The organism is Herbaspirillum sp. 1130 (assembly GCF_017833835.1).
Lineage (GTDB): Bacteria > Pseudomonadota > Gammaproteobacteria > Burkholderiales > Burkholderiaceae_D > Herbaspirillum > Herbaspirillum huttiense.
This window is the reverse complement of sequence record NZ_JAFICQ010000002.1, coordinates 33639-60034: the sequence shown is the minus strand read 5'-3', so window position 1 is coordinate 60034 and position 26396 is coordinate 33639. Positions and strand designations below refer to the sequence as shown.

Sequence of the window (26396 nt, the reverse complement as noted above, 5' to 3'; positions counted from 1 at the left end):
GGGACGAGGCCGCAACAGGGTAGGGACTGATTATGGTGCGCGCTCCCGGTACGGTGATTAATGCTCATTGAACGCAGCATTAAGCCCAGGTTAATGCTCGTGCAGCGCCCGTCCTTGCTGGCTGCCAGCAGGACGAGCAGCGCAGCGTAACGAAAAATGCCGGAAAGCCGACTTTTAAAAGTAGAAGCTGCTCCGATCCCGGCGCAATAAAAATTATTAGTTGGAGGCCGGCGGCCATACTTCTTCCATCCCCAACGAAGGAGTTTGAGCAAATGACTTTCAAGCCGAAGTACATCAGTTTTGACTGCTATGGCACCCTGATCAATTTTGAAATGGGCCCGACCGCCCGCAGGCTCTTCGCCGACCGTGTCGACGAAAAGCGCATGCCGGCCTTCCTGGACAGCTTCCGTTTCTATCGTCTCGACGAAGTGCTGGGCGCCTGGAAACCGTTCCTGGAGGTGGTGGACAACGCCATCCGCCGCACCTGCCACGCCCATGGCGTGGAATGCCGGGACAGCGATGGCCAGGCCCTCTATGCGGCCGTGCCGACCTGGCAGCCACATCCGCATGTGGTGGAAACGCTGGAGAAGATCGCGCCCCACATCCCGCTGGTGATCCTCTCGAACTCGATGATCGACCTGATCCCGCACAGCGTGGCGCACCTCAAAGCGCCCTTCCATGCGGTCTACACCGCCGAGGAAGCGCAAGCCTACAAGCCGCGCGGGCAGGCCTTTGAATACATGTTCGACCAGCTGGGCTGCGGCCCGGAAGAGATGGTGCATTGCTCGTCGAGCTTCCGCTATGACCTGATGACGGCCAAGGATCTCGGCTTCATGGGCAAGGCTTACATCGACCGCAATCACGAGCCCTACTGCGATGGCTATGGCGTGAGCCGGCTGACGGACTTCCGCCAGCTGGCCACGCTGGTAGGCCTTTGATGGCTGCCGTCGCGCCTACGAGAGACGGGACGCATCATGCTTGAGACCGCATTGCAAGAACCCGCCGCCCTGAATACGGCGGCACCTGATCTTGCGCCGGCCGCGCTGGAACAACTGGCCGCCGTCCGCTATGGCATCGCGGGCAAGTCCAGCGCCCTGGGAGGTGAGCGCGACCAGAACGCCTGCATCGAGAGCGCCGATGGCACGCGCTACGTGCTGAAGATCAGCAATCCTTCCGAACAGGCGGCGGTGGTGGATTTCCAGATCGCCGCGCTGGATCACATCGCGCGGGCAGCACCGGACCTTCCGATTCCGCGCGTACTGCGCTCCTTGAGCGGGCAAAGCATCGAACAGGTGACACTGCCGGATGGCAGCGTGAGCATGGTGCGCCTGCTGACTTACCTCGACGGCGTACAGATCAAGCACACCGAACGCAGCGACGGCCAGCGGCGCGCCATGGGCAGCGGCCTGGCCAGGCTCGATCTGGCCCTGCAAGGGTTCAGCCACACCGGGGCACATCATGACCTGCTGTGGAATGTCTCCACCGCGCACCGCTTGCGCGACAAGATGGAGAGCCTGCAGGATCCGGCCAAGCAGCAGCTGGCACGGCACTTCATGGCGCGCTTCGAACGAGATGTGCTGCCGCGCCTGGGCGACGTGCGTGCGCAGGTGATCCACAACGACTATCACCTCTACAACGTGCTGGTGGCACCGCAGGAGCTGGAGCGCATCACCGGCATCATCGATTTCGGCGACATGCTGCACGCGCCGCTGGTGGGTGAAGTCGCCACGGCGGCGGCCTTCCACATGACCGGCAGCGAGGATCCGTTTGCCGGACCGGCGCAGTTCGTCGCGGCCTATCACGCCGAGCTGCCGCTGACCGCGCCGGAACAGGAGATCGTCGCCGACCTCATGGTCACGCGCCATCTGGTCACGGCGCTCATTTCCGAATGGCGCGCGGTGCGCTATCCCCACAACCGCGCCTACATCATGCGGCACAACCCGGCGGCCTGGGAGGCGCTCGGCCAGCTGGCCGACCTGCCCCGCCAGGACGCACGTGACCGCCTGCTTTCCGACATCTGACACAGGAGCATTGCATGAGCACCCCTACCGACCTCACCATGGTCAACGCCTACATCCCCGGCCGTGCCGACGTCGGGCCCGTCACCGGGGCCCTGATCGAGCGCCGCAATGCCCTGCTGGGGCCGGCGTATCGGCTGATGTATGAACATCCCTTGCACATCGTGCGTGGCGAGGGCGTCTGGCTGATCGATCCGCAGGGGCGGCGTTATCTGGATGTGTACAACAACGTCACTTCGCTGGGACACTGCCATCCGGCCGTCACCGCAGCGATCTGCGAACAGGTGCAAACGCTGGCCACCAACACGCGCTACCTGCACGACACCATCCTGGAGCTGGCCGAACGCCTGCTGGCGACGGTGCCGGAGACATCGCTGGCGCACCTGATGCTCACCTGCACCGGCAGCGAAGCCAATGACCTGGCCTATCGCATCGCCAAGGTCCGCACCGGCGGCACCGGCGTGATCGTCACCGACACGGCCTATCACGGCATCACCGATGCGGTCTCGCAGTTCTCGCCGTCGCTGGGCAGCAGCGTCAACCTGGGACCGCATGTGCGCCTGGTGCCGGCCCCGCGTGCCTATCATGCGCCGGGGCAGGATTTGGGAGAAAAATTCACCCGCGACGTGCAAGCCGCCATCGCCGACCTGCAGCGGCACGGCATCCAGCCTGCCGCCCTGATCGTGGATTCACTCTTAACCAGTGACGGCATCCTGCCGGGACCAGCGGGCTTCCTCAAAGGCGCGGTGCAGGCCATCAAGGAGGCCGGCGGCCTGTTCATCGCCGATGAAGTGCAACCGGGCTTCGGCCGCACCGGCGAGCACATGTGGGGCTTCCAGCGCCACGGGATTGCGCCGGACATCGTGACCATGGGCAAGCCGATGGGCAATGGCCAGCCGGTCGCAGGCATTCTGGCGACGGCCGATGTGTTGCAGGAGTTCGGGCAGCGCTCGCGCTACTTCAATACCTTTGCCGGCAATACGGTCTCGTGTGCCGCTGCGCTGGCGGTGCTGAAGACGATTGAACATGAAGGCCTGATTCCCCATGCACGGGAGGTCGGTGGCGTGCTGCTTGACGGCATCCGTGCGCTGGCCGAACGACACGAAGCGATCGGCGACGTGCGCGGTGCGGGCATGTTCGTGGGTGTCGAACTGGTCTCGGACCGGACGCAGCGCACGCCTGACCGCGCGCTCACCAGCGAGGTGGTCAACCGCATGCGTCAGAAGGGCGTGCTGCTCAGCGCCTGCGCGATGGGCCACAACGTGCTCAAGATCCGGCCGCCGCTGGTGCTGACGGCGGAACAGGCGGGCATGGTGATCGATGCACTGGACGAGTCGCTGACGGAAGCGCGATCGGCGGCGGGGCGGCGTTGATCCTGAGGCCGGCGATGCGGTGCTATGATCGGACCATGCGACCTACCGACCCTCTCGACCGCACCGACATCAAGATCCTCGAGCACTTGCAGCGCGAGGGCCGGTGCTCGAACGTGGAGCTGGCCGAGGCCGTCAATCTCAGCCCCAGTCCCTGCCTGACCCGGACCAAGCGCATGGAAGAAAACGGCGTCATCGCCGGCTATGCAGCCCGGGTCGCGCTGGACAAATTGGGCGGCCATGTCATGGTGTTCTCCGAAATCACGCTGGGCAGTCACCGTCCCGCCGACTTTCGCAAGTTCGAACAGGGCGCGGCCAGGTATGCGGAAATCGTGGAGTGCTACAACGTCAGCGGGGGGTATGACTATTTGCTCAAGATCGTCTCGCCCACCGTGGCGCTGTTCCAGGAGTTGATGGAACGCCTGCTGGAGGACGAGATCGGCATCGAGAAATTCGCCAGCCGCATTGTGTTGCGCCATCCCTATGAGCAGCGGGTGGAGCCGGTGGAGGTGATTGCTTCGGGGAAGAGCAGCTGGAAATAGCGAGGGTGTAGTGATCTCTGCGTTCTCGCAGCTTTTCATTTCTCAGCCGCCATGTAGTAGCGGCCTGCGCAGTTCACGTAGCGATAGTCAAAGACGGGAGAGAAGACGACGTCGCCTTCCTCATCAAGCCATACACCATAGTTGGATCGCTCAAAATAATCCAGGCAGGCCGTCTTTATCTCCGGCTTCAGGTTGGACATGACCAGTGCGACTGCATCCTTGTTCAACTGCAGGAAATTTCCATTCGTGCGGACACCTGCCTTGCGCAGGGAGGGGACGTAGCGATTGATCAGCGCTATGGGTGGAAGCTGTTTTCCCGTGCTGATATCGAAGGTCCAGCCCACTTTGTCGAAGACATGGTTTCCAGCGCATGCACTGGTGACGTTGAAGACGATGCTCATGGTCCGGAACGCCATCAGGGCTTCATCAAACTCTGCTTCATAAGCCCATGCACCACCTTGTGGATCGGGACGACAGGTTTTTCCCTGTGCGAACAGTGACTGATAAAACTTTTCCATGGTGGCATGGATCTGGCTGGCTGCGTCCTTCGATATCCGTCCTCCTGGCTTCACTCTTATCTTCTCGGTATAGATGCGATTCATTGCGTCACGTGGACCGGTTTTCCTGTAGACGGAAATATCGAATTTTTGATCGTCGAGTTCGAGTTCTCGTGCTTGAGTGCAGGGACTAAGAATGGCCGCTCCCAGTGCGGCTGTTCGCAGGAGCAATTTTTTCATGGTATCGCCTTTGATCCGATCAAATGCCATCTGCTTGATGACAATAGGTCAGGGAATAATGAATAGAGAGAGCAACCTTCCGCGGGTCCAGTTTGACTGGTAGACAGACCGCAGGCATTCATCTTCTGATTGGATATTCCTTTTGACATGCCGAATAAGGCCGCTGGAATAACGGCATGAGAAACAATCCCTCGTCCCTTATCAAGATGTGGAAAGCCGTAGTCTTGAAGTGGAAACTACAGAATTCTTTCAAGTCAGCTGTCAACAAGTGTCCATTCTGCTCAATCAGAATCTCGGCAGCATCTTCGCCAAGGACAAGAAGACTGCCCTTTGCGACTGCACCAGCCTCAAACAGCGAAGGCGCATATTTTTTAACGATCTGATGGCTTGAAATTGCCTTACCTGTTCTGATAGCGAAGTTTTTTACACTTTTCCCAAAATAAGGGACGCCACCGCAGACCGCTTGGAAATCGAATACGATGCCCAGCACTCCATGGGCTGAATAGATCTTCTGATGGAGGAAGCGATAGCCCCATGGATGCCTGAATTCCGGCTCATGACAGCTGCGCGCCTCGGCATATACCGACGCATATCTCTCTTCGAGAGCTCTATTGATCCTAAGTACTTGAGCCTTTCCGATCGCGGCAGACCTTTTCAGGACCAACTTTTCAATATATAGACTGCGAAAAGGCTCTTCAAAACCAGTTTGACGGTATATTGATAGCGAATAGTCAATTTCCTCCCTTTCTTTGCTGAGGCCAGTTTCATGAAATATTAAGGTGCCGAAGAGAACCAAGTGGCGGAAGAAAGGGCTCATTGCAAAACTCTCTTGATCCTTTGTGTAAAGTTTTTCCTGTCGGGAAGATTGGCTTTTTGTTCCCACGCCAAGGTTGCATTCCCGCCGTTTATCGCAAGGGTCACGCCGCGGACATCAGCCATATCCATGGCTTCGATCGTCTTGTGCCTGAACAGCACGGCGTACCACGCTGCTGTATCAATACAGTTGAAATTCGTTTCAAGAATGCGGTCTGGATCCTTGATGAGCGGCGGACGTTTCTCTTTGTCACCTTTGCCGCCAGATTTTATGTTCCAGCCAAAATCAAAATCCAATCCCTTGGATAACCATCCGCGAAACGCCCAGTACTCGCCATAGTTGTAGCGTCCAGTCAATTGTTTGAATCCCCTCCCTTTGAATCGCGGCCCATCTCCAGGAGAAACATTGCCGAGTTGTTCGCTATGTTCATAACCATGGCCGTCCGTCACTTCTAGCATATAGGTAAGACTCACCGACTCAACGGCTCCCTGCGCCAAGAAATGCGCCATCCGCAACCGACTGTTGAGCCCATACTTGAAACAGCACTTGTTGATCTCAGCGCGATACTTCTCCCGGAGTTCTTCTGATGTGCCATGACTGATCGTGGCAGCAGCGAGAGAGCCCATGGACGGATAAACCAATGCCAGCTCCTCCTTCGACAACCACATGCATTTCGCCAAATGCTCAATGAACTTGATCGGATGCACATGCCACACTCCGCGCGCATCCGGCAATCCCGGCACCTTCTCCCAGAAGGTCTGGCGTTCGATGTGCCGGATCAACTTCTGAAACTGCTCTTGCGTCAATTTCTGCGCACCGAAGTCCTCCTTCGTCACACGCTCATAGCGCTGAGCGATGCCCTGATTGCTCCACTCGGTGGGGTGTCGGGTGACCACATGGCGGACCATTTCATCCTTGTCTGACTGCACAGTCTTCGTGTCGGTGCGCCCTTTCTGACTCTCCTGGATCAGGCGCTGCAGGCCCTCGTCGTCCATGAAGCCGTCAGCACTGAATTGACCATGCTCCTCAACCTTCCTGAAATCCTTCCAGTCAGCATCGCTGAGATACTTAACCGCACTTTTTTCCGCCCAGAAGATCTTGTTTTGATCCGGTTTGAAAATCTGGATCCAGAGTTTGCCTTCATATTGGCGCTCCTGGAATTCGCCGGCATTCAACCACGGCCCGCTCCACGGAACGATCAAACTGCCAGCTTCCAATGTGCGGGCATTCGTGACAGGATTCTTGGCATAGCCGATGAGCCGCTTCCCTGTCGGCATGTAGGCCTTCCTCGCGGCTGTCTTTTTCTTGAGATCGGCAGGTACTTCTGTCTCCACGAACTGGTCCTTCTCGATCCACCAGTTCTTCTTGTCCTCGGTCTGAATATTGAGACACCCGCCTTTGTCTTTGTCCTTGTCTTTATCCTCCACCACGATCAATGGCTTTTCGGGATCCACTTCCAGCTCATGCTTCACGAGCAGTTCGTCCAATACCCTGAGGCTGGCTGTCAGCCAGCATTTGCCCCAGATCGCCTGCATCGGGTTTTGAAGAAAACGAGGATCCTCAAAGAAGATTTCGAAATGAATACCCTGAGACGGTGTGGCCAGGTTGTCGGGAATGCTGCCGCAATAGCCCAGTACATCGCCGCGCTGCACACGCGAAAACTCAGTCCCCAGTTGTATCTGGCAATCTGCCGCAGGCAGGACCGTCTCATCATGGGCTGGCTCCATGATTGGCCGACCTTGCTTGTCGATCAGCGGAGACTTGTTCTTCATGCGTGGCCTTTCGGGAATCCTCTTCTTCAGGAAATTGATGGCCTGCTCTCCCGATTTTTCCTTGACCTTGCTCCACGCTCGCAGATGCATGTAGAGCGAATAGAACACCAGCTTGCTGGTACCCAGTGAGGTCTGGCCAAGTTCCGTCTCATGCCTGAGCAAAATGAAGCTGCGCGAATAGCTGGCCTTCTCAAAGAGTTCATCTCCGGTATCGGTATCGTCATAGCGATAGGCCACCAGCTCGCCAGCAGCAATCGCGCGGATGGGCGTGTTGCGATCCGCCGGATGAAGGTGCACTCCGCCATGCCAGAATCGATTCTTCCCCATGGGATAAGAGCCGCTCAGAATTTCACTCTGGTGATAGAGCGCATCGGGGACGACACGCTGTTCCGCTCCGGCTACGTAGGGCAGATGAATGGGATAGGTAATGATCATGAGAGAGTCTCGCGTCGATCAGGCCGAAAAGAGAAACGCACCAGCGTTGTCAAATCCGCCCTGAGCAGGAATCACCAGTTGCGCATTCATTGATTTGGGTGAAGTGAATTCATGATTGGCGGCATGCACGATAAAGTCGCCACTGGTTCCGAACTCGACGCCATCGCCACTGAAGCGGGCGTAACTTCCACCACCATTGATGAGAATTTCTTCCTTCGCCGTGATCGTGATTTGCCCGGCTGTCTGCGTGATCTTGAGTTTGGCCAGCAGGTGGATGCTGTCGCTCAGTGCGTGCATGTCGATATTGCCCGCCGCCGCGATGAGTTTCATCCCGGCCCGGTGCACCAATAAGCGCAAGCTATTGCGTACACTGGCAAAGAAGCTGTTTCCGGCTGTAACGGCCACAGTGCCGCCGGTACTGACGACGGTATGTTCCGTGCTGGAAAGATGGGTGGATCCGTCCGTGCTGCCGGCGATGCCGACAGGGCTCGCCAGCACCAGTTGCGGCGTGGCGAACTCGGGAAAAGCTGCGCTCCCGGCAACGCAACCCTTTCCGGAGATGGCATTGTTCTGCTTATTCAGCGCAGCAGCCATGTCCGACAACTCCCCCGGCACCAGCGCACCGCATTGTTCTGCAAAGTCGGCGTGATGCTCCAAGGCTTGCTGTGCCAGCGCCAGACGTTGTGCCGTTTCGCCCAAATCCTTGGCCGGGCCTCCGGCATTGCGGCGTGCCTCGGTGGTAATGAGCATGCCGCGGCCAGCACGCGCCACACCCCACGCATTGGTGGCCAGCTCCCAGCCCTCTCCACGGGCCTCTTCCCGGCCCTGCGTCCGCTCTATGCGCACGATGTGACCCAGCGAGAGCTGACTGCATTGATGATCGGACTTCAACTGAACCTGCAGCTGTTCAGTCGTATCGTCGAGAATCAGATGATTGCCGCGTCCGCCCGGTGCATTTCCCGTGCCCGGCGCCAGCTCGCGGCTACGCAAGCCGGAAAGTGCCCGCTGCTCAGGCAAGGTCCAGGGCGGCATGTTCCAGCGATTGGCCACGGCAGCAAGAATGATCGGCCGGTCAGGGTCACCGGATAGCCAGTGCACGACGACTTCCGAGCCCACCCGGGGAATGGCCGCGCTCCCAAGCTCTGCACCAGCCCATGGCCCGGCAACCCGGATCCAGGCCGAACTGCGGTCATCGTTGCCACCGATCCGGTCCCAGTGAAACTGGACGCGCACCCGGCCATACTCGTCCGTATGAATGCTGTCCGGGCCGGAAGGACCTACGACGGTGGCCGTCTGCGGTGCCAGTATCCGCGTGTCTTCGCTGTTGAACTGGCGTCCTGGTCGCCAAGGGATGGAGCGACGCGTGCACGTGAGCCATTGCTCATAGCGGGAGCGCTCTAATGGTGCTCGCTGCAACACATTGTTGACTGCCTTGTGCTTCACGGAGAGGATCAGGAAGTCATCCTTGCCAGTGGCATCACTCCGGCCGCGCGGTCCGTGGTTGAAGTGATCAACCAGGCGAAAGTAACGACCCGGCTCGATGTAGCGGCAATTGCCTTCGCCTTGATAAGACTTGGCAATGGCCTCCACTTCTTCCATGCGCAGCTTGGCCATCTCGTATCCGGCATCGGCATTGCGGAATCCATAGGCACCGGCATATTCATACGACTCCACATGCGGCACGCATCCCTGCTGGTTCAGCGTGGGCGCATCGCGCCAGACCGGACGCGGATCCTTGAAGTTGAACGAACTCAAGGCCACGCTGGCCGGCATCATCTCGCGCGTGCATGCCCAGCGGCGGATGCCATCCTCCTCACTCGCCCCGCCCTGATCGTGAAAGCGCACCTCAGGACCACAATCAATGGGCAGGCAGCAGCTGGAATCGCTGGCGACGACGAGCGTATGTCCCTGTTCATCATGCCGATAGAAGTAATGCCAGCCTGCGGCTTCCCAGCGGCGGCACAAGTAATTGAAGTCGGTTTCGTTGAACTGGCAGGCATCGGTCATGGGCGGATCTTCGCCGCTGACCTGCCATTCCCACCGGGGATAAAAGGAATAGTCCGAGAAGATGCTTTCACTCTGCTCCCGCAGAGTCTTGCCGTGGAAAAGATAGTTATCCTTGCGCAAAGCAAGGAATTTCAGCCAGGGACCTAGCCAGGCTTCATAGAGCGTCAGCGCGCCGTCCGAATGGAGGCGACGAAAGCCGAAGACATAACCGGAGAAATAGCGCAGGCTGCCATCGGATCGGACCATGGCCACATTGAGCAGCTTTCCCTGCATCTCCTTGAGGGACAGGCTGGGCTCATCCGACAACAATTCGACCTTGAAGGAAAAATCACGGGAGAGACCTTCCTCCGCCTCAATCTGATGCACTGCGAAGCGAGCGGCAGGGGCATCTTGATGCGGAAAGTGCAGGCGCAAGAAGCGCCGCTGCTCCTGGCTCTGCATCAGCCGGTTCAATGCTTGAAATGTCTCGTGCATGCCTCCTCCTTGAAAGCCTCACCTGCGTTGAAACGCGATGAAAAGGAGGACGATGTTAGCCAGTCAGGATCCGCTGCGATAGCGAAGAAATCCTAGAATTTTCGCCTTAATGGGAGGATGAAAAACGGGACAAGCCGACCTACTTGTTAAGTAAATTTTGATGAAATTCTCATTTCTTTTGCTGCACTGACTGCTAGCAGAATTTCAGTACCACATTGCACTGCGGTTGACCGTTCAGGACCACCGCAGGTCAGATGGCATCTCCGGCAGCACCAACCGCAGGAGATGCACCATGACATCAGGAAAACTGCGTGAAATCCGGCTTGCGCTTCTCGAAGAAAGCCGTGAACGCTTCCTTGGCCTCAGGCGCGGTCAGCATGCGCGAGAAATGCTCGATCTCGGCCACCATCTGCTGTTCGGTCGCGGTGACGCGATTCTTCTTCATCAACTGCTTGGTCACCCGGATCGAGGCCGCCGGCAGCGCCGCCAGCTTGGCTGCCTGCTGCAGCGCATAGGGCAGCAACTCCTCCAGCGGCAGCACGCGATTGACCACACCCATCTGGCAGGCTTCGTCTGCGCCGAAGGCTTCGCCCAGCAACAGCTTCTCGGCCGCACGCTGGTAACCGGCGATGTGCGGCAAGAGCAGCGAAGACGCCGCCTCCGGGCACAAACCCAGTTGCGTGAAGGGCATCGAGAACTTGGCATTGTCGGCCGCATACACCAGGTCGCAATGCAGCAGCAGCGTGGTACCGATGCCCACGGCCACGCCCGAGACGGCCGCCACGATGGGCTTGCTGGCATGGCTGATCTGCCACAGGAACTGGAATACCGGCGCATCCTGGGTCTTGGGCGGATTCTTCAGGAAGTCTTCCAGGTCATTACCCGCCGAGAAGGATTTGGGCTTGCCGGTGAAGAGAATGGCGCGGACCGCATTGTCAGTCTCGGCCTCCTTCAGGGCATCGGCCAGCTGCTGGTACATGGCCGCGGTGATGGCGTTCTTCTTGTCTTCGCGATCGAAGTGGATGGTCAGGATGCCATCGGCCTTGGTGAGCTGGATATCCATCTGCACAGTCTCCTTGAATGTTATAAATGATTTATAAGGTTCATGAAAAAAGCCGCACGGCATGCGCAGTGCGGCTTTTGCATCAGGCCTTGCGGGCGCGGATCAGACGCGTTCGAAGATGCCCGCCGCACCCATGCCGGTACCCACGCACATGGTCACCATGCCGTACTTCAGGTTCTTGCGGCGCAGTGCATGGATGGTGGTGGCGGCACGGATCGCACCGGTGGCCCCCAGCGGGTGACCCAGGGCAATCGCACCGCCCATGGGGTTGACCTTGCTCGGGTCCAGGCCCAGGTCGCCGATGACGGCCAGCGCTTGTGCAGCGAAGGCTTCGTTCAGTTCGATCCAGTCGATCTGGTCCTGGGTCAGGCCACCGGCCTTCAGGGCCGCAGGAATCGCTTCCTTCGGACCGATGCCCATGATCTCCGGCGGCACGCCGCGCACGGCGAAGGAGACGAAGCGCGCCAGCGGGGTCAGGTTGAATTGCTTCAGGATCTTTTCCGAAACGATGATCAGCGCACCTGCGCCATCGGAGGTCTGCGAGCTGTTGCCGGCGGTGACACTGCCCTTGGCGGCGAAGACGGGTTTCAGCTTGGCCAGCGCGGCCAGGTTGGAATCGGCGCGCGGACCTTCGTCCAGGGCGACGGTACGGGTCTTGATGTCGATCTCGCCGGTGGCCAGGTTGGGGAAGCGCTCGACGATCTCGACCGAGGTCATCTCGTCGGCGAATTCACCGGCCTGCTGTGCGGCGATGGCCTTCTGGTGCGAGGCCAGCGAGAATTCGTCCTGCGCTTCACGCGAGACCTTCCACTGCTGTGCCACCTTCTCGGCGGTCAGGCCCATGCCATAGGCCATGCCGACGTTCTCATCCTTGAAGGCATTGATGTTGATGGAAGGATGGAAACCCATCATCGGTACCATGGACATCGATTCCGCACCGGCAGCGATCATGACATCGGCTTCGCCGACGCGGATACGGTCGGCGGCCATGGCAATGGCGGTGATGCCGGAGGCGCAGTAGCGGTTGATGGTGACGCCGCCGATGGTGTTGGGCAGGCCGGCCAGCAGCACGGCATTGCGCGCCATGTTCAGGCCTTGCGCGCCTTCGGGGAAGGAGCAGCCGACGATGGCGTCCTCGATCAGCTTGGGATCCAGGCCCGGCACCTGTGCCACGGCGGACTGGATGGCACGCACCAGCAGGTCATCCGGACGGGTGTTCTTGAACATGCCACGCGGCGCCTTGCCGATGGGGGTGCGGGTGGCGGCGACGATGTAGGCGTCTTGCAGTTGTTTGCTCATTACCAAATCTCCTTGGACTCTCCCTCCCCTTCAGGGGGAGAGAGATTTCATTAATTGCGCACAGGCTTGCCGGTTTGCATCATGCCCATGATGCGTTCCTGGGTCTTGGGGTGGTTGAGCAGCTCCATGAAGAACTTGCGCTCGATGTCGAGCAGCCATTGTTCATTGACGATGCTGCCCTCTTCCACTTCACCACCGGCGACGGTCTCAGCAATCATCTTGCCGAGCTTGAAGTCGTGGGCCGAGATGAAGCCGCCATCACGCATGTTGACCAGCTGCGCCATGATGGTGGCCAGGCCGTTGCGGCCGATCACCGGCACCTGCGGCGGCAGTTGCGGACGATAACCGGCATCGAACAGCGCGCGCGCCTCGACCTTGGCCACGTGCAGCAATTCATAGGGGTTGAAGACGATCACGTCATCCTCGCGCAGGTAACCCAGCTTGCGCGCTTCCAGTGCGGACTTGGAGACGTTGGCAGTGGCTGCAGCCAGCATGTATTCCTTCAGGAACTGCAGGATGTCGTTGCCCTTGGCTTCCTTGGCAGCGCGCACGGCGGCTTCCTTCAGGCCGCCACCGGCCGGGATCAGGCCCACGCCCACTTCCACCAGGCCGATGTAGGACTCGATGGAGACCACGCGCTTGGCGGTATGCAGCAGCAATTCGCAGCCACCGCCCAGCGCCAGGCCGGCGACAGCGGCGATTACCGGCACGCTGGCGTACTTCAGGCGCTGGTGCGCCTGCTGCAGCTGGTGCACCACCGGCTCGATGGCCTTGACGCCACCGGACATGAACAGCGGCAGCATCGACTGCAGGTCGGCACCTGCGGAGAAGGCGCCGCCTTCGGCTGCATCCGGATGCCAGATCACCAGGCCCTTGAAGTTCTGTTCGGCTTCGGTGACGGCCTTGTTCATGCCATCGATCACGCCCTGGCCGATCACGTGCATCTTGGTCTTGAAGGACAGGATCAGCACATCGTCGTTCTGATGCCAGATACGCACTGATTCGTCTTCGAAGAAGGTGGTACCGGCGCTCTTGCCATCGGCCGCACCCTCGCCCACCAGCGGGGCACGGAAGGCCTGGCGCTGGTAGACCGGCAGCTCGGAACGGGCTACGTCAGCCTTCTTGGAGGGCGACCAGGAGCCCTTCTCCGAATGCACGCCATCACGGCCATCGAAGACCCAGTCGGGCAGCGGTGCGGTGGAGAGTGCCTTGCCGGCCTCGATGTCTTCCTTGACCCATTGCGCGATCTGCTTCCAGCCGGCAGCTTGCCAGGTCTCGAAGGGGCCGACGCTCCAACCGAAGCCCCAGCGCATGGCGAAGTCGAGGTCACGGGCGTTGTCGGCCACCGATTCCAGGTGCACGGCGATGTAGTGGAAGGCATCGCGGAAGATGGCCCACAGGAACTGGCCTTGCGGATTGGTCGAATCATGCAGCGCCTTCATGCGCTTGACCGGATCCTTTTCCTTGAGGATGCGGGCGATGATGTCATCGGCCTTGGCACCGCCCGGAACGTAATCGCCCTTGGCCGGATCGATGCGCAGGATGTCCTTGCCCACCTTCTTGTAGAAACCGGCACCGCTCTTCTGGCCCAACGCGCCCTGCTCGACCAGCTTGGCCAGCAGCGGCGGGGTGGCATAGGAAGAGAAGAAGGGATCGTCCTTCAGGTTGTCCTGCATGGTCCGGATGACATGGCCCATGGTATCCAGGCCCACCACGTCGGCGGTACGGAAGGTGCCGGACTTGGCACGACCCAGCTTGGCACCGGTGAGGTCATCGACCACATCGACCGAGAGGCCATACTTCTCGGCTTCGATGATGGTGGCCAGGATGCCGAACACGCCCACGCGGTTGGCCACGAAGTTGGGAGTGTCGAAGGCCCGCACCACGCCCTTGCCCAGGGTGGTGGTGAGGAAGGCTTCGAGCTGGTCGAGGATGTGCGGTTCGGTCGATTGGGTCGGGATCAGTTCGACCAGGTGCATGTAGCGCGGCGGGTTGAAGAAGTGCACGCCGCAGAAGCGCGCCTTCAGGCCCGCATCGAAACCTTCGGAGAGGGCATTGATCGACAGGCCCGAGGTGTTGGAGGCGAAGATCGCCTTGGGACCGATGTGCGGGGCGACCTTCTTGTAGAGGTCGTGCTTCCAGTCCATGCGCTCGGCGATGGCTTCGATGATGAGGTCGCAGCCTTCCAGCACGGCCAGGTCATCCTCGTAGTTGGCGACCTGGATCAGGGCCGCGTCATCCTTGTTGCCCAGCGGCGCCGGGCTCAGTTTCTTGAGGTTCTCGATGGCGCGTTGCACGATGCCGTTCTTCGGGCCTTCCTTGGCCGGCAGGTCGAACAGCACGACCGGCACGCGGGCATTGATGCAGTGGGCGGCAATCTGGGCCCCCATGACGCCCGCGCCGAGCACGGCCACTTTTTTGACGATGAAATTGGACACGCAAATCTCCTTTGCTGGTGCTGCAAACATGAAACATGAATTCGGGCCTGGCAAGGTGCTGCGCCGCTGGGACGAGCGCTCACTGTACGCTCTTTATCCCGGGTGCGGCGGCTCACAGCATGCCCTGCCGCAGTGACGCCCGCGTGACGCCGTCACGGGCCGCATTGCGTTGGATCAACGCCGCGTGCAGGCGTGCAGCCCGCGCGCGGCGTGGTGTTGCGATCAGAACAGTTCTGCGTCCAGCGCCATCAGGTTGGCCGCACCCGAACGGGCCTGGCGGATCAGCATCGCGGTTTCCGGCAGCAGGCGCGCGAAGTAGAAGCGCGCCGTGGCCAGCTTGGCGGTGTAGAAGGCGTCGCCGCTGTCCTGCTTTTCCAGCGCAATCTTGGCCATGCGGGCGAACAGGTAGGAGAACACCAGGTGGCCCACCACGCGCAGGTAGGGCACCGCAGCCGCACCGGCTTCATCCTGGTTGGCGAAGGATTTCATGCCAATTTCCATGGTCAGCTTGGTCACCTTGTCGCCGATGTCGGCCAGCGGGGTGATGAACTCGGACATGGACTCATCGGCACCGTGCTCTTCCACGAAGGCCTGGATCTGCGCGCCGAATTTCTTCAGCTTGGCACCGTTGTCCATCAGGATCTTGCGGCCCAGCAGATCCAGCGACTGGATGGTGTTGGTTCCTTCATAAATCATGTTGATGCGGGCATCGCGCACGTATTGCTCCATGCCCCACTCGGCGATGTAGCCGTGGCCGCCGTAGACCTGCAGGCACTCGGAAGTGGCCATCCAGGCGTTGTCGGTCAGGAAGGCCTTTACCACCGGGGTCAGCAGGGCCACGATGTCGGCGCTGTCCTTGCGCACCTGCTCATCGGGGTGGGTCAGTTCCTTGTCCAGCTCCAGCGCCACATACGAAGTGAAGGCGCGGCCACCTTCGGCGAAGGCCTTGGCGGTCAGTAGCATGCGGCGCACGTCCGGGTGCACGATGATCGGATCAGCCGGCTTGTCGGCGGCCTTGATGCCGGACAGGCTGCGCATCTGCAGGCGGTCCTTGGCGTAGACCAGGGCGTTCTGGTACGCCACTTCGGTCAGGCCCAGGCCTTGCATGCCCACGCCCAGGCGCGCCGCGTTCATGAACACGAACATGGCCTGCAGGCCCTTGTGCGGCTGGCCGATCAGCCAGCCGGTGGCGCCGTCCAAATTCATCTGGCAGGTGGCGTTGCCGTGGATGCCCATCTTCTCTTCGATGGCACCGCAGAAGATCGGGTTGCGCGCGCCCAGCGAGCCGTCGGCATTGGGCAGGAACTTGGGAACCAGGAAAAGTGAAATCCCCTTCGAACCTTCGGGCGCATCGGGCAGACGGGCCAGGACCAGGTGAACGATATTGGCGGACACGTCGTTCTCACCGGCGGAGATGAAAATCTTGTTGCCGGTGATCTTGTAGGAGCCATCAGCCTGCGGCTCGGCCTTGCTGCGCAGGAGGCCCAGGTCGGTGCCGCAGTGCGCTTCGGTCAGGCACATGGTGCCGGTCCACTCGCCCGAGACCAGCTTGGGCAGGTAGAGCTGCTTCTGTTCGTCCGAACCGTGCGCATGCAGGCATTCGTAGGCACCGTGCGACAGGCCGGGGTACATGGTCCAGGCCTGGTTGGACGAGTTCAGCATCTCGTAGAAGGAATTGTTGATCGTCAGCGGCAGACCCTGGCCACCGAAGTCCGGATCACAGGACAGCGCCGCCCAGCCGGCCTCCACGTACTGCTTGTAGGCTTCCTTGAAACCCTTGGGCGTGGTCACGGCCTTGCTCTCGCGATCGAAATGGCAGCCCTCGCGGTCACCCGAATGATTCAGCGGGAACAGGACCTGCGAGGCGAACTTGCCGCCCTCTTCCAGCACCTGGTCCACCAGTTCGCGGTTGGTGTCGGCGTGGGGCGGCAGTTCCTTGAACACTTCCTCGACATTGAGCAGCTCGTGCAGCACGAATTGCATGTCGCGCAAGGGGGCGTTGTATTGGGGCATGAATGTCTCCGGACGGGTTACGCTGCCTTCCTGGCAGCCGATTTGGAATTCTTGGGGGCGCTGGTACTGGCGCTGTCGCTGCCCTGCGGGCGGTAGCTGTCGATCAGACGCCGGAAACTGGCCTCGGCACGTTCGACGCTGCCGGGAATGTGCAGGAAGCGCGCATCGTGATGCAGGGCCAGGATCAGGCCATACATTTCATAGACCATCTGGCTGACCTCGATGTCGGTGCGCAGGTGGCCGGCTTCCATGGCCTGCTTGATGCAGCGCTCCAGCGCATCGCGCCAGGCCTGGACCATGGCAACGAGGTGATCGCGAATGGCACCGGGACGGTCGTCATACTCGACCGCGCCGCTGATGTAGATGCAGCCCAGGGCGATTTCCACCGTGACCTGCTTGATCCAGCGCGCGAACATGCCTTCCAGGCGCGGGAGGCCGCGCGGCTCCTTGATGGAGGGATAGAACACGTCCTGCTCGAAGCGGTTGTGGTACAGCCGCACGACCTCGATCTGCAGGTCCTCGCGCGAACCGAAATGGGCGAAGACGCCGGACTTGCTCATCTTCATCTTCTCGGCCAGGAGGCCGATGGTGAGCCCTTCCAGGCCATCACGGCTGGCCAGCTCCAGCGCCACATCCAGGATGGCGGCGCGGGTCTGCTCGCCCTTGCGCAGGAACTTGGGCCGGGCGGGCGCGGTGGTCACCTTGCTTGTCTCAGTCATCGTTGTCTCTTTGATATCCGCCGCAGGCGGCGACGGGAAGGAACCGGTTCGACGGGCGCGGCTCGGGGTCCGCTGTCTTGTGCCCTGGATAACCCGGCATGAATTTATCTTCATGCAGAATTTATTCGAACGATCGTACTATTATTCATAGCGCCGCAAATGTCAAACAAAAAATCGGGCTGTCTTGCGGCATGGATTTTTGCCGGGCGGCAAGCCTTCAGGCGGATTCGGAAGGGGGGCTGGCGGCGCCCAGCAGGTCGTGGGCATCGAGCAGGGCGTAGACGATGGTGGGGTTGTTTTCCAGGCACTTGCGGATGGCCGCCGGGATGGTGTCGCGCGTCTTGCGGCACAGGCCGGGCTGCTCGGCCAGGTGGATCTGCAGGCCGCGCACGGTGCGCACCTCGTTGGCCCCGGGGCTGATGTGCAGGTGGATGCCGAGGTTCTTGCGCATGAGGCTGCCCACATGCAGCAGCTCGTCGTAGGTGCTGACGCGGGTGATGCGTTCGATCAGACGTTTTTCTTCTTCACGGGTGAGCCAGAGTACGCGCGCTTCGGGCGCGTGCAGGCATTCCAGCAGCGCTTCACGCTGGCAGTCGCAGGCACCGGGCGGGCACTCCTTGCGCAGGGGCCGGGCCACGGGGACGGACTGCATCGATTCGGAAGAGACCACCTGAGACATCTGCACCTTTGCACCTGGGTTGGAGAAAAGACAGGCCGGGGAAAACGGCCTTCATCTTACAACGAGCCAGCGCTGCGGCGGGATCAGGATGAGGAACGGTCGAGCAGGCGGCGGTCACGCTTGGTCGGGCGTCCCTTGATCTCGGCCGAGGGTTCGCGGAAGAGGCGATGGCGTTCGGCCAGCGCGGCACGGCGCGCAATGCTCTCTTCGGTTTCCTGATAGAGGGTGGCGGCAATGGCGGCCGAGCCACGCTTGTCGGCAATGCCGGTAACCAGCACTTCCCATTCGGTGGAACCGTTGTCGATGTCTAGGCGATCACCGTTCCTGACGTTGTGGGCAGGCTTGGTGCGCTCGCCGTTGAGCTTGATGCGGCCGCGCTCCACGGCTTCGGTGGCCTGTGACCGCGTCTTGAAGAAGCGTGCGGCCCAGCACCATTTGTCGATGCGGGTGGTGTCCATGTCGGGATGAGAAGTGGTCAGTGATGCTTAGTGAGTAGCGGTAATTATCGATATTTTTTGAATCATTTGCTCAAGAAAATCGGGATTCACTTCCTTTCTTTGGTGAATCTCTGCCCTGGTGGATCAGCGTCACTATGCTTGCCAGTTTTTCTGACCACGCTTGTCGCTGCCGTCCGTTCCGCCATGACAGATCAATTCCAGACCATCGCTGCGGCATTTGCCGGCGCCGTACTCTCGCAGCTACACCGTCCCCTCAGGCTGCGCTGGCGAGGGCAGGAGACTCATTTCGCGCAATGGCTGCTGGTGCAGCAAGTCGATATCCAGGAAGCCTGTCTGGAAGGACTGCAGGCGAAGCTGACCTGCGTGTCCAGCGATCCTGAACTGCCGCTGCAGGCCCTGCTTGGACAGCCGCTGGGCATCGAGATGGTGACCGACCGAGGCGGTCTGCATCACACTAACGGGATCATCACCGAGGCGCGCGCCGGCCAGGCCGACGGTGCGCTGCGGGTCTACCAGCTCACGCTCAAGGACGCGCTGTCGATCATGGAGGAGCGCATCAACACCCGCGTCTTCCGTCAAATGAGCGTGCCGCGCATCCTGGAGATCATGCTCGGTGAATGGCGTCAGCGCAGCCCCGCACTGGCGACGGCGTTTCACTTCGATCTGGATGGCCTGGAAGATCGCCGTTATCCGATGCGCGAGATCAGCCATCAGTTCAACGAATCCGATGCGCACTTCATCAGGCGGCTCTGCCGGCGCGAGGGCATTGCCTGGTATGTGGCCAGCCCCCAGCCGGCTGCCAATACCGGCAGGACAGCGCATGCAGACGTACCAATGCATACGCTGGTGTTCTGCGATCAGTCCGCCCTGCTGCCCCGGGCCCTTGCCGGTACGGTGCGTTACCACCGCGAGGGTGCCACCGAGGAGCGCGACACCATCAGCGCATGGAGCCGCCAGCGCAGCCTGGTGCCGGGTCGCGTATGGCGCGGCAGCTGGGACTACAAGGCGGTGCGCCTGGAGGAAGCCGCCAGCCACAGCGCGATTGACCAGGGCGATACCGGCAGGGCATTGGCCGCCATCCTGAATGACGGGTTGATCGAGGCCCCTCACGCTGCGGGTGGCCAGCAAGATCACTTGCGCCTGGCCGATGCCCGCATGCTGGCGCACGAGGGCCGCAGCGAATCCTTCGAGGCCAGCGGTACGGTGCGCGATCTGGCGGTGGGGCACTGGTTCGAGCTGGAAGGGCATCCGGACATGCACGGCCAAGATCGCACCTTGCGCGAATTCATCGTGACTTCCTTGCGGCAGCAAGCCGAAAACAATTTCCCCAAAGCGTTGCAGGATGCGATCGACCGCCTGCTGCCCGCCTCCACCTGGCAAGCCGATGTGCAGGGCGCAGCGGACATGCGCTACCGCAACCAGCTCAGCTGCTGCCGCCGCAGCGCGCCGCTGGCACCGCATTACGATCCCCGGCTGCATCTGCCGGCCGTGCATCCGGTTACCGCACTGGTAGTCGGGCCTGCCAACGAGGAGGTGTACTGCGACGAACTGGGCCGCATCAAGGTACAACTGCAGGGCTTGCACGTGGAAGACCACGTCCACGCGCAAGGTGCGGGCACCAGCGGGCAGGAACGGGATAGCGCATTTGTGCGGGTATCGAGCGCCTGGGCCGGAGCAGGCTATGGGCACGATGCGGTGCCCCGGGTCGGCATGGAAGTGCTGATCGATTTTCTTGGGGGTGATCCGGACAAGATGTTCGTCGCCGGTGTCCTGCACAACGGCATCAACCATCCGGCGCGCTTCAGCCACAGCGGCGGCTTGCCCGGCAATCGCTTCCTCTCGGGGATCAAGAGCAAGGAAATCGAAGGTGCCCGCTACAACCAGCTGCGCCTGGATGACACGCCCGGACAGATCAGCACGCAACTGGCCAGCGAGCACCAGCACAGCCAGATGAATCTGGGTTATCTCACCGAACCGCGCCACGACGGGCGGGGAGATGGCCGTGGCGAGGGACTGGAGGCGCGCACGGATGGGCATGGCGTCCTGCGTGGGGCCAAAGGCATCCTCATTACGGCACAAGCACAGGACGGTGGGCGCGGCCGCATGCTGGAGCGCGAGGCCCAGCTGGACACCCTGCGCAGTCTGGCGGAACTGGCGCAGCGCCTGAGCCAGGATGCCGCCAGGCACCACGCAGAAGCGACCGATCTGGCGCAACTGGAGCGCATCAGGGAGCAGCTGCAATCATGGGACACGAGCGAAGCGGCAGGCGGCACGAGGCACGCTGCGGCACCCATGGTCGCACTCGACGCACCGGCCGGCGTGAGCGTGACGAGCCAGGACACCATGGTGCTGGGCGCGTCCCGGCATATCGACCTGGTCAGCCGGGACAATACCCAGCTCAATGCCGGACGCAAATTGCTGATGCGGGCAGGAGAAATGTTCGCTGCCTTTGCCGGCAAGCACATGAAGCTGATCAGCGGCAAGGGCAGTGTCAAGGTGCAGGCGCACGAAGAACACGTCGAGCTTCAGGCTGCGCGGCGCATCCTGCTGGAGGCCAGCGAAGAGATCATTCTGCAGGCCCCGAAGATCAGCATCCGTTCGCGCGATGACACGCAAATCCATGGCGGCGGCAGCTTCAGCCGCTGGAATGCCAGCCTCATCGAACACGGCACCAGCGGACAGTGGCGGCAACAGGCTGCTGAACACAATGTGCTGGGTCCGGCCAATTGTCCGCCACCGGAGATAGCGCCACCGCCTACCTATGAAGACTTGCAGCAGAGCGGCAGTTTGCTGGTGCGCCTGCGCAGTCATGCGCGCGATGGAAGGCCGCTGGCACACCAGCCCTATACGCTCTTCAAGCAGGGGGCGCAGATCGCCGTGGGCGTCACTGACGCGGCCGGGCGATTAAGGATCGAAGGCCATCAGCCGGGCGACGACAGCTACTCGGTCAAGCTCCCCAATGGCTACTGCTTTGATTTACCGGTCCACGAACAGATCAGTGCACTGGACCAGCAACTGGCGGCCTCGGGCTACCGCAGCACAGAAGCGGACGCAGACAGCCGCCTGCGCCATGCCGGCGCCTGAACCCCTTCCCTTTTTGGATCATCGCCATGACACAGACCTACCACCCAGGCAGCGTCCCCATCGACCTGCGCAAACGTAGTGCCACCGCCACCGCGCAATGGCTGCTGGAGCGCGCGGAGGACAGCAATTCTCCGATCTATCACGCCAACCAGCTTGAAGTATTGATCTGCGGCGAAGAGGGCTTTGCTCGTATCTTGCAAGACATCCGCCAGGCGAGACACAGCGTGGAGATCATCTGCTGGGGCTTCGACCCTGCCATGGAACTGGAACGCAAGGGCAACACCTGGCCGCGCGGTCCGACCTGGGGGGATTTGCTCAGGGAGGTTGCGGCCGGCAAGCACAACAATGGCAGCCCGGTCAACGTGCGCGTGCTGTGCTGGAACGAGGGCATGATCTCCACGATGGCGAAGAATACGCCCGGCTACGACGAGCTCGACGCGAAGAAGCTCAAGAGCATCCGGGACAAGGAGCGCCTTTCCGGCAAGCCGCACGAAGCCGGTCTCACGCCACAGGAGCGTCGCAGCTATTTCAATGCACTGTGGTTCTTTGAAGCGACCCATGGCACGCAGGCTCATCTCACTTTCAAGGTCCGTGCAGGCAATGCCGACAAGGTCCGGGAAAGTCTCAAAGAAGAGAAATCGACCAAGCTTACGATCACGGAACATCACTCCCTGGTCCAGGCATCGACTGCGCATCAAAAAACGATACTGATCGACTATGCCCATGCCAACGGTGAACATGAAGGCAAGCGCGGGCAAGGCCGCTCACCGCGCGCAGATCGTGCGCACCCAGCCGGAGGAAGGTGACAACACCATCCAGCGCCTGTATCGGCAAGCGACCAGTTTTGCTTCCAACTACATCTACATCGAAAACCAGTATTTCCAGTACACCGAATGGGCCAGGTATCTCAAGCAAATGCGGCGCAACTTCATTGCTGCGTGGAAGGAAGCGGGACAGCCATTGAAGACCCTTCCGGATCTGCATGTCTTCATCGTCATCCCCACACCCGAACGAGTACAGATGGTCCCGGCCACGCATGAAGCACTCAAGCTGCTCGGGCTGGGAACTTCGATGCCTGAGCAGGACAAGATGTTCGAAGAGCAGCAACAGGTCCGTCAGAAACAGCAACAGAGGGAGATTGAAAGGGTCCGCTTCAAAGAGACCGGTAATGGTACGCCACCCGAGCTCGTACGAACGCCCAAGCCCCCGCCGGGACAACAGGAACCCTACGGCAATGCCGAGATCGCCGAGGAATTGGAGGCATTGGGTATCAAGACGCTGGCAGCCAGCCTTTGGACCTACGACCATACCGCGAAAAGCACGGGCGACAAATATCGCGAGATCTACATTCACAGCAAGTTGATGATCATCGACGATGCCTTCTTCACCTTGGGCAGCGCCAATCTCAATCTGCGCAGCATGGCGGTGGATGCTGAAATCAATATCGGGTGTGATGATCCGCTGTTGAGCGAAAAACTGAGGAAGGAAGTTCTTTCCTTGCACTCATTTAGCAGGACAGCGTGCGATGGCGGCAATGGATCTCCATTGGACATCAAGAGAACCTTCCTTCAGTGGCAACGACAGCTGCTGGACAAGGCGTGCTGCGCGAGATTCCCGTTCCTTCACGCGAACTGCTTGCCACTGGCTTGCTTCCTGCACCCGCTACCGGTATCTGGCACGGACGAATTGATCCGGCCCATCCTCTGGCCAAGGTCTTCAACCAGTGGAACCGCCAGGCCTATGTCGAAGAAGGGCAGCCCTTCCCCGATCCGCGTGATCGCGGGCTGGACATCTCTCCGAAAGAAATTGAATGGCAATGGCTGGATCAGGCCAACCAACCCCTGCCTTCAGGACGCAAAGCCATCACGATCCGCAATTTCAGTGCGGAAGAACCAATGGCAAAAGGAAGCTGATCGGCGGGTCCCCCATCTTGCCCCAAAGAAAAACGCCGGCTGAAAAGCCGGCGTTTCTTCATCACGACAAGCGCATCAACAGGCTCAACGCTCCACCGCCAGCGCCACGCCCATGCCGCCACCGATACACAGGCTCGCCAGGCCCTTCTTGGCATCACGGCGCACCATCTCATGCAGCAGCGTCACCAGCACGCGGCAGCCCGAGGCACCGATGGGGTGGCCCAGGGCGATGGCGCCGCCGTTGACGTTGATCTTGCTGGTGTCCCAGCCCATCTGCTTGTTCACCGCAATGGCTTGCGCGGCGAAGGCTTCGTTGATTTCCATCAGGTCCAGATCCTGCGGCGTCCAGCCGGCCTTCTTCAAGGTCAGCTGCGATGCCGGCACCGGGCCCATGCCCATGATGCTGGGATCCAGGCCAGCCGAGGAATACGCCTTGATCCTGGCCAGCACCGGCAGACCCAGTTCCGCGGCCAGCTTGGCCGAGGTCACCACCACGGCCGCCGCACCATCGTTGATGCCGGAGGCGTTGCCGGCCGTCACCGTGCCAGCCTTGTCGAAGGCCGGACGCAGACCCGCCAGGGCTTCGGCAGTCACGCCGTGCTTGACGAATTCATCGGTATCGAAGACCACGGTTTCCTTCTTGCCCTTGATTTCGATGGGCACGATCTCATCCTTGAACCGGCCGGCCTTCTGCGCCGCTTCAGCCTTGTTCTGCGAGGCAGCTGCGAAGGCGTCCTGCTCTTCACGGCTGATCTCGAACTTCTTGGCGACGTTCTCGGCGGTGATGCCCATGTGGTACTGGTTGTAGACGTCCCACAGGCCATCGACGATCATGGTGTCGGTCAGCTTGGCATCGCCCATGCGGAAACCGTCACGCGAGTTGTTGAGCACGTGCGGCGAGGCGCTCATGTTTTCCTGGCCACCGGCGATGACGATCTGGGCGTCGCCGCAGCGAATCGCCTGCGCCGCCAGCTGCACCGCCTTCAGGCCGCTGCCGCAGACCTTGCCGACCACGAAGGCCGGGACCATGTCAGGCAGGCCCGACTTGATGACCGACTGGCGCGCCGGGTTCTGGCCCAGGCCAGCCGTGAGCACCTGGCCGAGGATGACTTCGCTGATGGCTTCCGGCTTGATGCCGGTCTTGGCCAGCAGGGCCTTGATGACTTGCGCACCCAGATCGGCCGCCGCAATCTTCGACAAGGATCCGCCGAATTTGCCGATCGCCGTTCTCTGTGCTGCGACAATGACCACATCATCCATAACTCGCTCCTTTTATTGAAATGGCAGGAAGCCGCGCACGGCTGTCCTTCGAAAACCGGGATGGTCATCTTATTCGATTTCAGCTTGGAACGCGATATGGTGAATTTTCGGTAAATCAAACACCCGGCAAAAAGTCTCAAGCGTCTTTTCCGAGCGTGATGATGTGAATTACCGTGCGATAGAGGAGGAAGGCCGCACCATACGCCGCGCGCTTGTACCAGGGCACGTGCAGGAAGTCCGACAGGTGCACCACCCGGCCCCCTGCCGCACCGGCTTCGATCTCCTGGCGCAGGTAAGCGGCGAAGGCCGGATCCTGCACCACCACGTTGGCTTCCTGGTTGACGAACAGCGACAGGCCGTCATAGTTGCTCGATCCCACGGTGGCCCATTTGTCATCCACCACGGCCACCTTGGCATGCAGTTCCGTATGGGTGTATTCGATGATGCGCACGCCCGCCCGCAGGAGCTTGGGATAGAAGGAATGCGCCACCGCATCCTGCATCACGAACTGTCCCACGCCCAGCAGCAGGGTCACCTTCACCCCGCGCATGGCGGCTTCTTCCAGCGCGCGGCGCATCTTGCGGCCCGGGGCGAAATAGGGATTGGCGAGGAAGGCCGTCTCCCGCGCACGCCCCAGCGCCTGCAGATAGGCGCGCTGGATGGTGCGCCGGTTGCGGAAATTGTCGCGCACCACCAGCGCAGCCTGGGTCTGGTCATGCACTGGACCTGGGTGGCCATGGCGCAGGCGCTTGAAGTTGCGCCAGCGCGCCTTCAGTTTCATGCGCCCCACACGCAGCCATTGCGCCTGCACTTCACGATAGATGTCCTGCACCAGCGGCCCGAGCACGCTCACGGCGAAATCCCAGCGCGGTGCGGGCAGCGCGGTGATGTGGTCACGGTCGGACACCATGTCGTCATTGATGTTGAGCCCGCCAACGAAGGCCACCTGCCGATCCACCACGCACAGCTTGCGGTGGCTGCGCGCCACGCCGCGCCGGAACCAGGGATTGAAGGAGCGATGCTGCACCCCGGCCGCCGTCAGTGCGAGTCGCAATTTGTTAGTATTTTCGCGTCCGGTACCGAGCCAGTCATTGATGACATAGACCACAACACCGCGTCCGGCGGCCCTTTGCAGGGCTTCGCAGACCAGTATGCCCGTATCGTCGAGCGAAAAAATATAAGTTTCCAGATAGATCTCGACGCGTGCTGCGTCGATGGCGCTGATCAGGGCGGGATAGAACCCCGCGCCACTGTGCAGCAGCGCAATCTGGTTGCCGTCAGTAAAGGTGAGGTGGCGCAAG

The 26396-nt window shown here is 60.8% G+C and carries 20 protein-coding genes; 7 read left to right on the top strand and 13 right to left on the bottom strand.

Annotation, left to right across the window (positions count from 1 at the left end; translation table 11 throughout):
• Positions 1 to 272: 272 nt before the first annotated feature.
• The 4 genes from JOD78_RS09075 to JOD78_RS09060 are packed head-to-tail and all read left to right on the top strand — an operon-like array spanning position 273 to position 3930.
• Positions 273 to 938: a haloacid dehalogenase type II gene (locus JOD78_RS09075; protein ID WP_134135743.1), complete on the top strand. Its 666-nt coding sequence runs from the start codon at positions 273 to 275 to the stop codon at positions 936 to 938.
• Positions 939 to 974: 36 nt separating this feature from the next.
• Positions 975 to 2021 (top strand): phosphotransferase, encoded by a 1047-nt coding sequence (locus JOD78_RS09070; RefSeq protein WP_209568243.1) that lies wholly within the window; start codon positions 975 to 977, stop codon positions 2019 to 2021.
• A 14-nt stretch (positions 2022 to 2035) separates the two neighbouring features.
• The gene (locus JOD78_RS09065) at positions 2036 to 3391 is read left to right on the top strand and encodes an aspartate aminotransferase family protein (protein ID WP_209568244.1); all 1356 of its coding nucleotides are present in this window, start codon (positions 2036 to 2038) and stop codon (positions 3389 to 3391) included.
• Between the two features lie 35 nt (positions 3392 to 3426).
• On the top strand, positions 3427 to 3930 hold the full coding sequence (locus JOD78_RS09060; protein ID WP_134135747.1) for an Lrp/AsnC family transcriptional regulator: 504 nt from the start codon (positions 3427 to 3429) through the stop codon (positions 3928 to 3930).
• 35 nt (positions 3931 to 3965) lie between these two features.
• Here the strand turns inward: JOD78_RS09060 and JOD78_RS09055 are convergent, their stop codons facing one another.
• From JOD78_RS09055 to JOD78_RS09005, 11 genes are all read right to left on the bottom strand, one after another.
• Positions 3966 to 4667, bottom strand: a complete 702-nt coding sequence (locus JOD78_RS09055) for a hypothetical protein (RefSeq protein WP_134135749.1) — start codon at positions 4665 to 4667, stop codon at positions 3966 to 3968.
• 118 nt (positions 4668 to 4785) lie between these two features.
• Positions 4786 to 5484, bottom strand: coding sequence for a hypothetical protein (locus tag JOD78_RS09050; RefSeq protein ID WP_209568245.1), 699 nt, complete (start codon positions 5482 to 5484; stop codon positions 4786 to 4788).
• Positions 5481 to 7688, bottom strand: coding sequence for a hypothetical protein (locus tag JOD78_RS09045; protein ID WP_209568247.1), 2208 nt, complete (start codon positions 7686 to 7688; stop codon positions 5481 to 5483). Before JOD78_RS09045 ends, JOD78_RS09050 begins: the two co-directional genes overlap by 4 nt.
• 18 nt (positions 7689 to 7706) lie before the next feature.
• Positions 7707 to 10169 carry a type VI secretion system Vgr family protein gene (locus JOD78_RS09040; protein WP_209568249.1) on the bottom strand — a complete coding sequence of 821 codons (2463 nt, stop codon included), beginning with the start codon at positions 10167 to 10169 and terminating at the stop codon, positions 7707 to 7709.
• A 298-nt stretch (positions 10170 to 10467) separates the two neighbouring features.
• Positions 10468 to 11232: an enoyl-CoA hydratase gene (locus tag JOD78_RS09035; RefSeq protein ID WP_204726221.1), complete on the bottom strand. Its 765-nt coding sequence runs from the start codon at positions 11230 to 11232 to the stop codon at positions 10468 to 10470.
• A 102-nt stretch (positions 11233 to 11334) separates the two neighbouring features.
• On the bottom strand, positions 11335 to 12531 hold the full coding sequence (locus tag JOD78_RS09030; RefSeq protein ID WP_008334355.1) for an acetyl-CoA C-acyltransferase: 1197 nt from the start codon (positions 12529 to 12531) through the stop codon (positions 11335 to 11337).
• Positions 12532 to 12581: 50 nt separating this feature from the next.
• Positions 12582 to 14969 carry a 3-hydroxyacyl-CoA dehydrogenase/enoyl-CoA hydratase family protein gene (locus tag JOD78_RS09025; protein WP_121042396.1) on the bottom strand — a complete coding sequence of 796 codons (2388 nt, stop codon included), beginning with the start codon at positions 14967 to 14969 and terminating at the stop codon, positions 12582 to 12584.
• A 222-nt stretch (positions 14970 to 15191) separates the two neighbouring features.
• A complete protein-coding gene (locus tag JOD78_RS09020) occupies positions 15192 to 16982 on the bottom strand; it encodes an acyl-CoA dehydrogenase C-terminal domain-containing protein (RefSeq protein WP_209568251.1) in 1791 nt (596 codons plus the stop codon).
• Positions 16983 to 16999: 17 nt separating this feature from the next.
• Entirely contained in the window at positions 17000 to 17701 is a 702-nt protein-coding gene (locus JOD78_RS09015; protein ID WP_034329398.1) for a TetR/AcrR family transcriptional regulator, read from the bottom strand.
• Positions 17702 to 17918: 217 nt separating this feature from the next.
• A complete protein-coding gene (locus tag JOD78_RS09010; protein WP_121042392.1) occupies positions 17919 to 18380 on the bottom strand; it encodes a hypothetical protein in 462 nt (153 codons plus the stop codon).
• Between the two features lie 83 nt (positions 18381 to 18463).
• Positions 18464 to 18838, bottom strand: a complete 375-nt coding sequence (locus tag JOD78_RS09005) for an RNA-binding S4 domain-containing protein (RefSeq protein WP_121042390.1) — start codon at positions 18836 to 18838, stop codon at positions 18464 to 18466.
• Between the two features lie 183 nt (positions 18839 to 19021).
• Here JOD78_RS09005 and JOD78_RS09000 point away from each other — a divergent pair, with 183 nt between their 5' ends.
• Genes JOD78_RS09000 through JOD78_RS27950 form a run of 3 tightly spaced genes read left to right on the top strand, consistent with a single transcriptional unit; the run spans position 19022 to position 23878 of the window.
• Positions 19022 to 21922 carry a type VI secretion system Vgr family protein gene (locus JOD78_RS09000; protein WP_209568253.1) on the top strand — a complete coding sequence of 967 codons (2901 nt, stop codon included), beginning with the start codon at positions 19022 to 19024 and terminating at the stop codon, positions 21920 to 21922.
• Between the two features lie 26 nt (positions 21923 to 21948).
• Positions 21949 to 22728, top strand: coding sequence for a hypothetical protein (locus JOD78_RS27955; protein ID WP_245202081.1), 780 nt, complete (start codon positions 21949 to 21951; stop codon positions 22726 to 22728).
• Positions 22661 to 23878 (top strand): phospholipase D-like domain-containing protein, encoded by a 1218-nt coding sequence (locus JOD78_RS27950; RefSeq protein WP_245202080.1) that lies wholly within the window; start codon positions 22661 to 22663, stop codon positions 23876 to 23878. The genes JOD78_RS27955 and JOD78_RS27950 overlap by 68 nt, the downstream gene beginning before the upstream one ends.
• A 41-nt stretch (positions 23879 to 23919) precedes the next feature.
• Here the strand turns inward: JOD78_RS27950 and JOD78_RS08990 are convergent, their stop codons facing one another.
• Entirely contained in the window at positions 23920 to 25095 is a 1176-nt protein-coding gene (locus JOD78_RS08990; protein WP_039785245.1) for an acetyl-CoA C-acetyltransferase, read from the bottom strand.
• 136 nt (positions 25096 to 25231) lie between these two features.
• On the bottom strand, positions 25232 to 26395 hold the full coding sequence (locus JOD78_RS08985) for a phospholipase D-like domain-containing protein (RefSeq protein WP_039785243.1): 1164 nt from the start codon (positions 26393 to 26395) through the stop codon (positions 25232 to 25234).
• Position 26396: the final 1 nt, after the last annotated feature.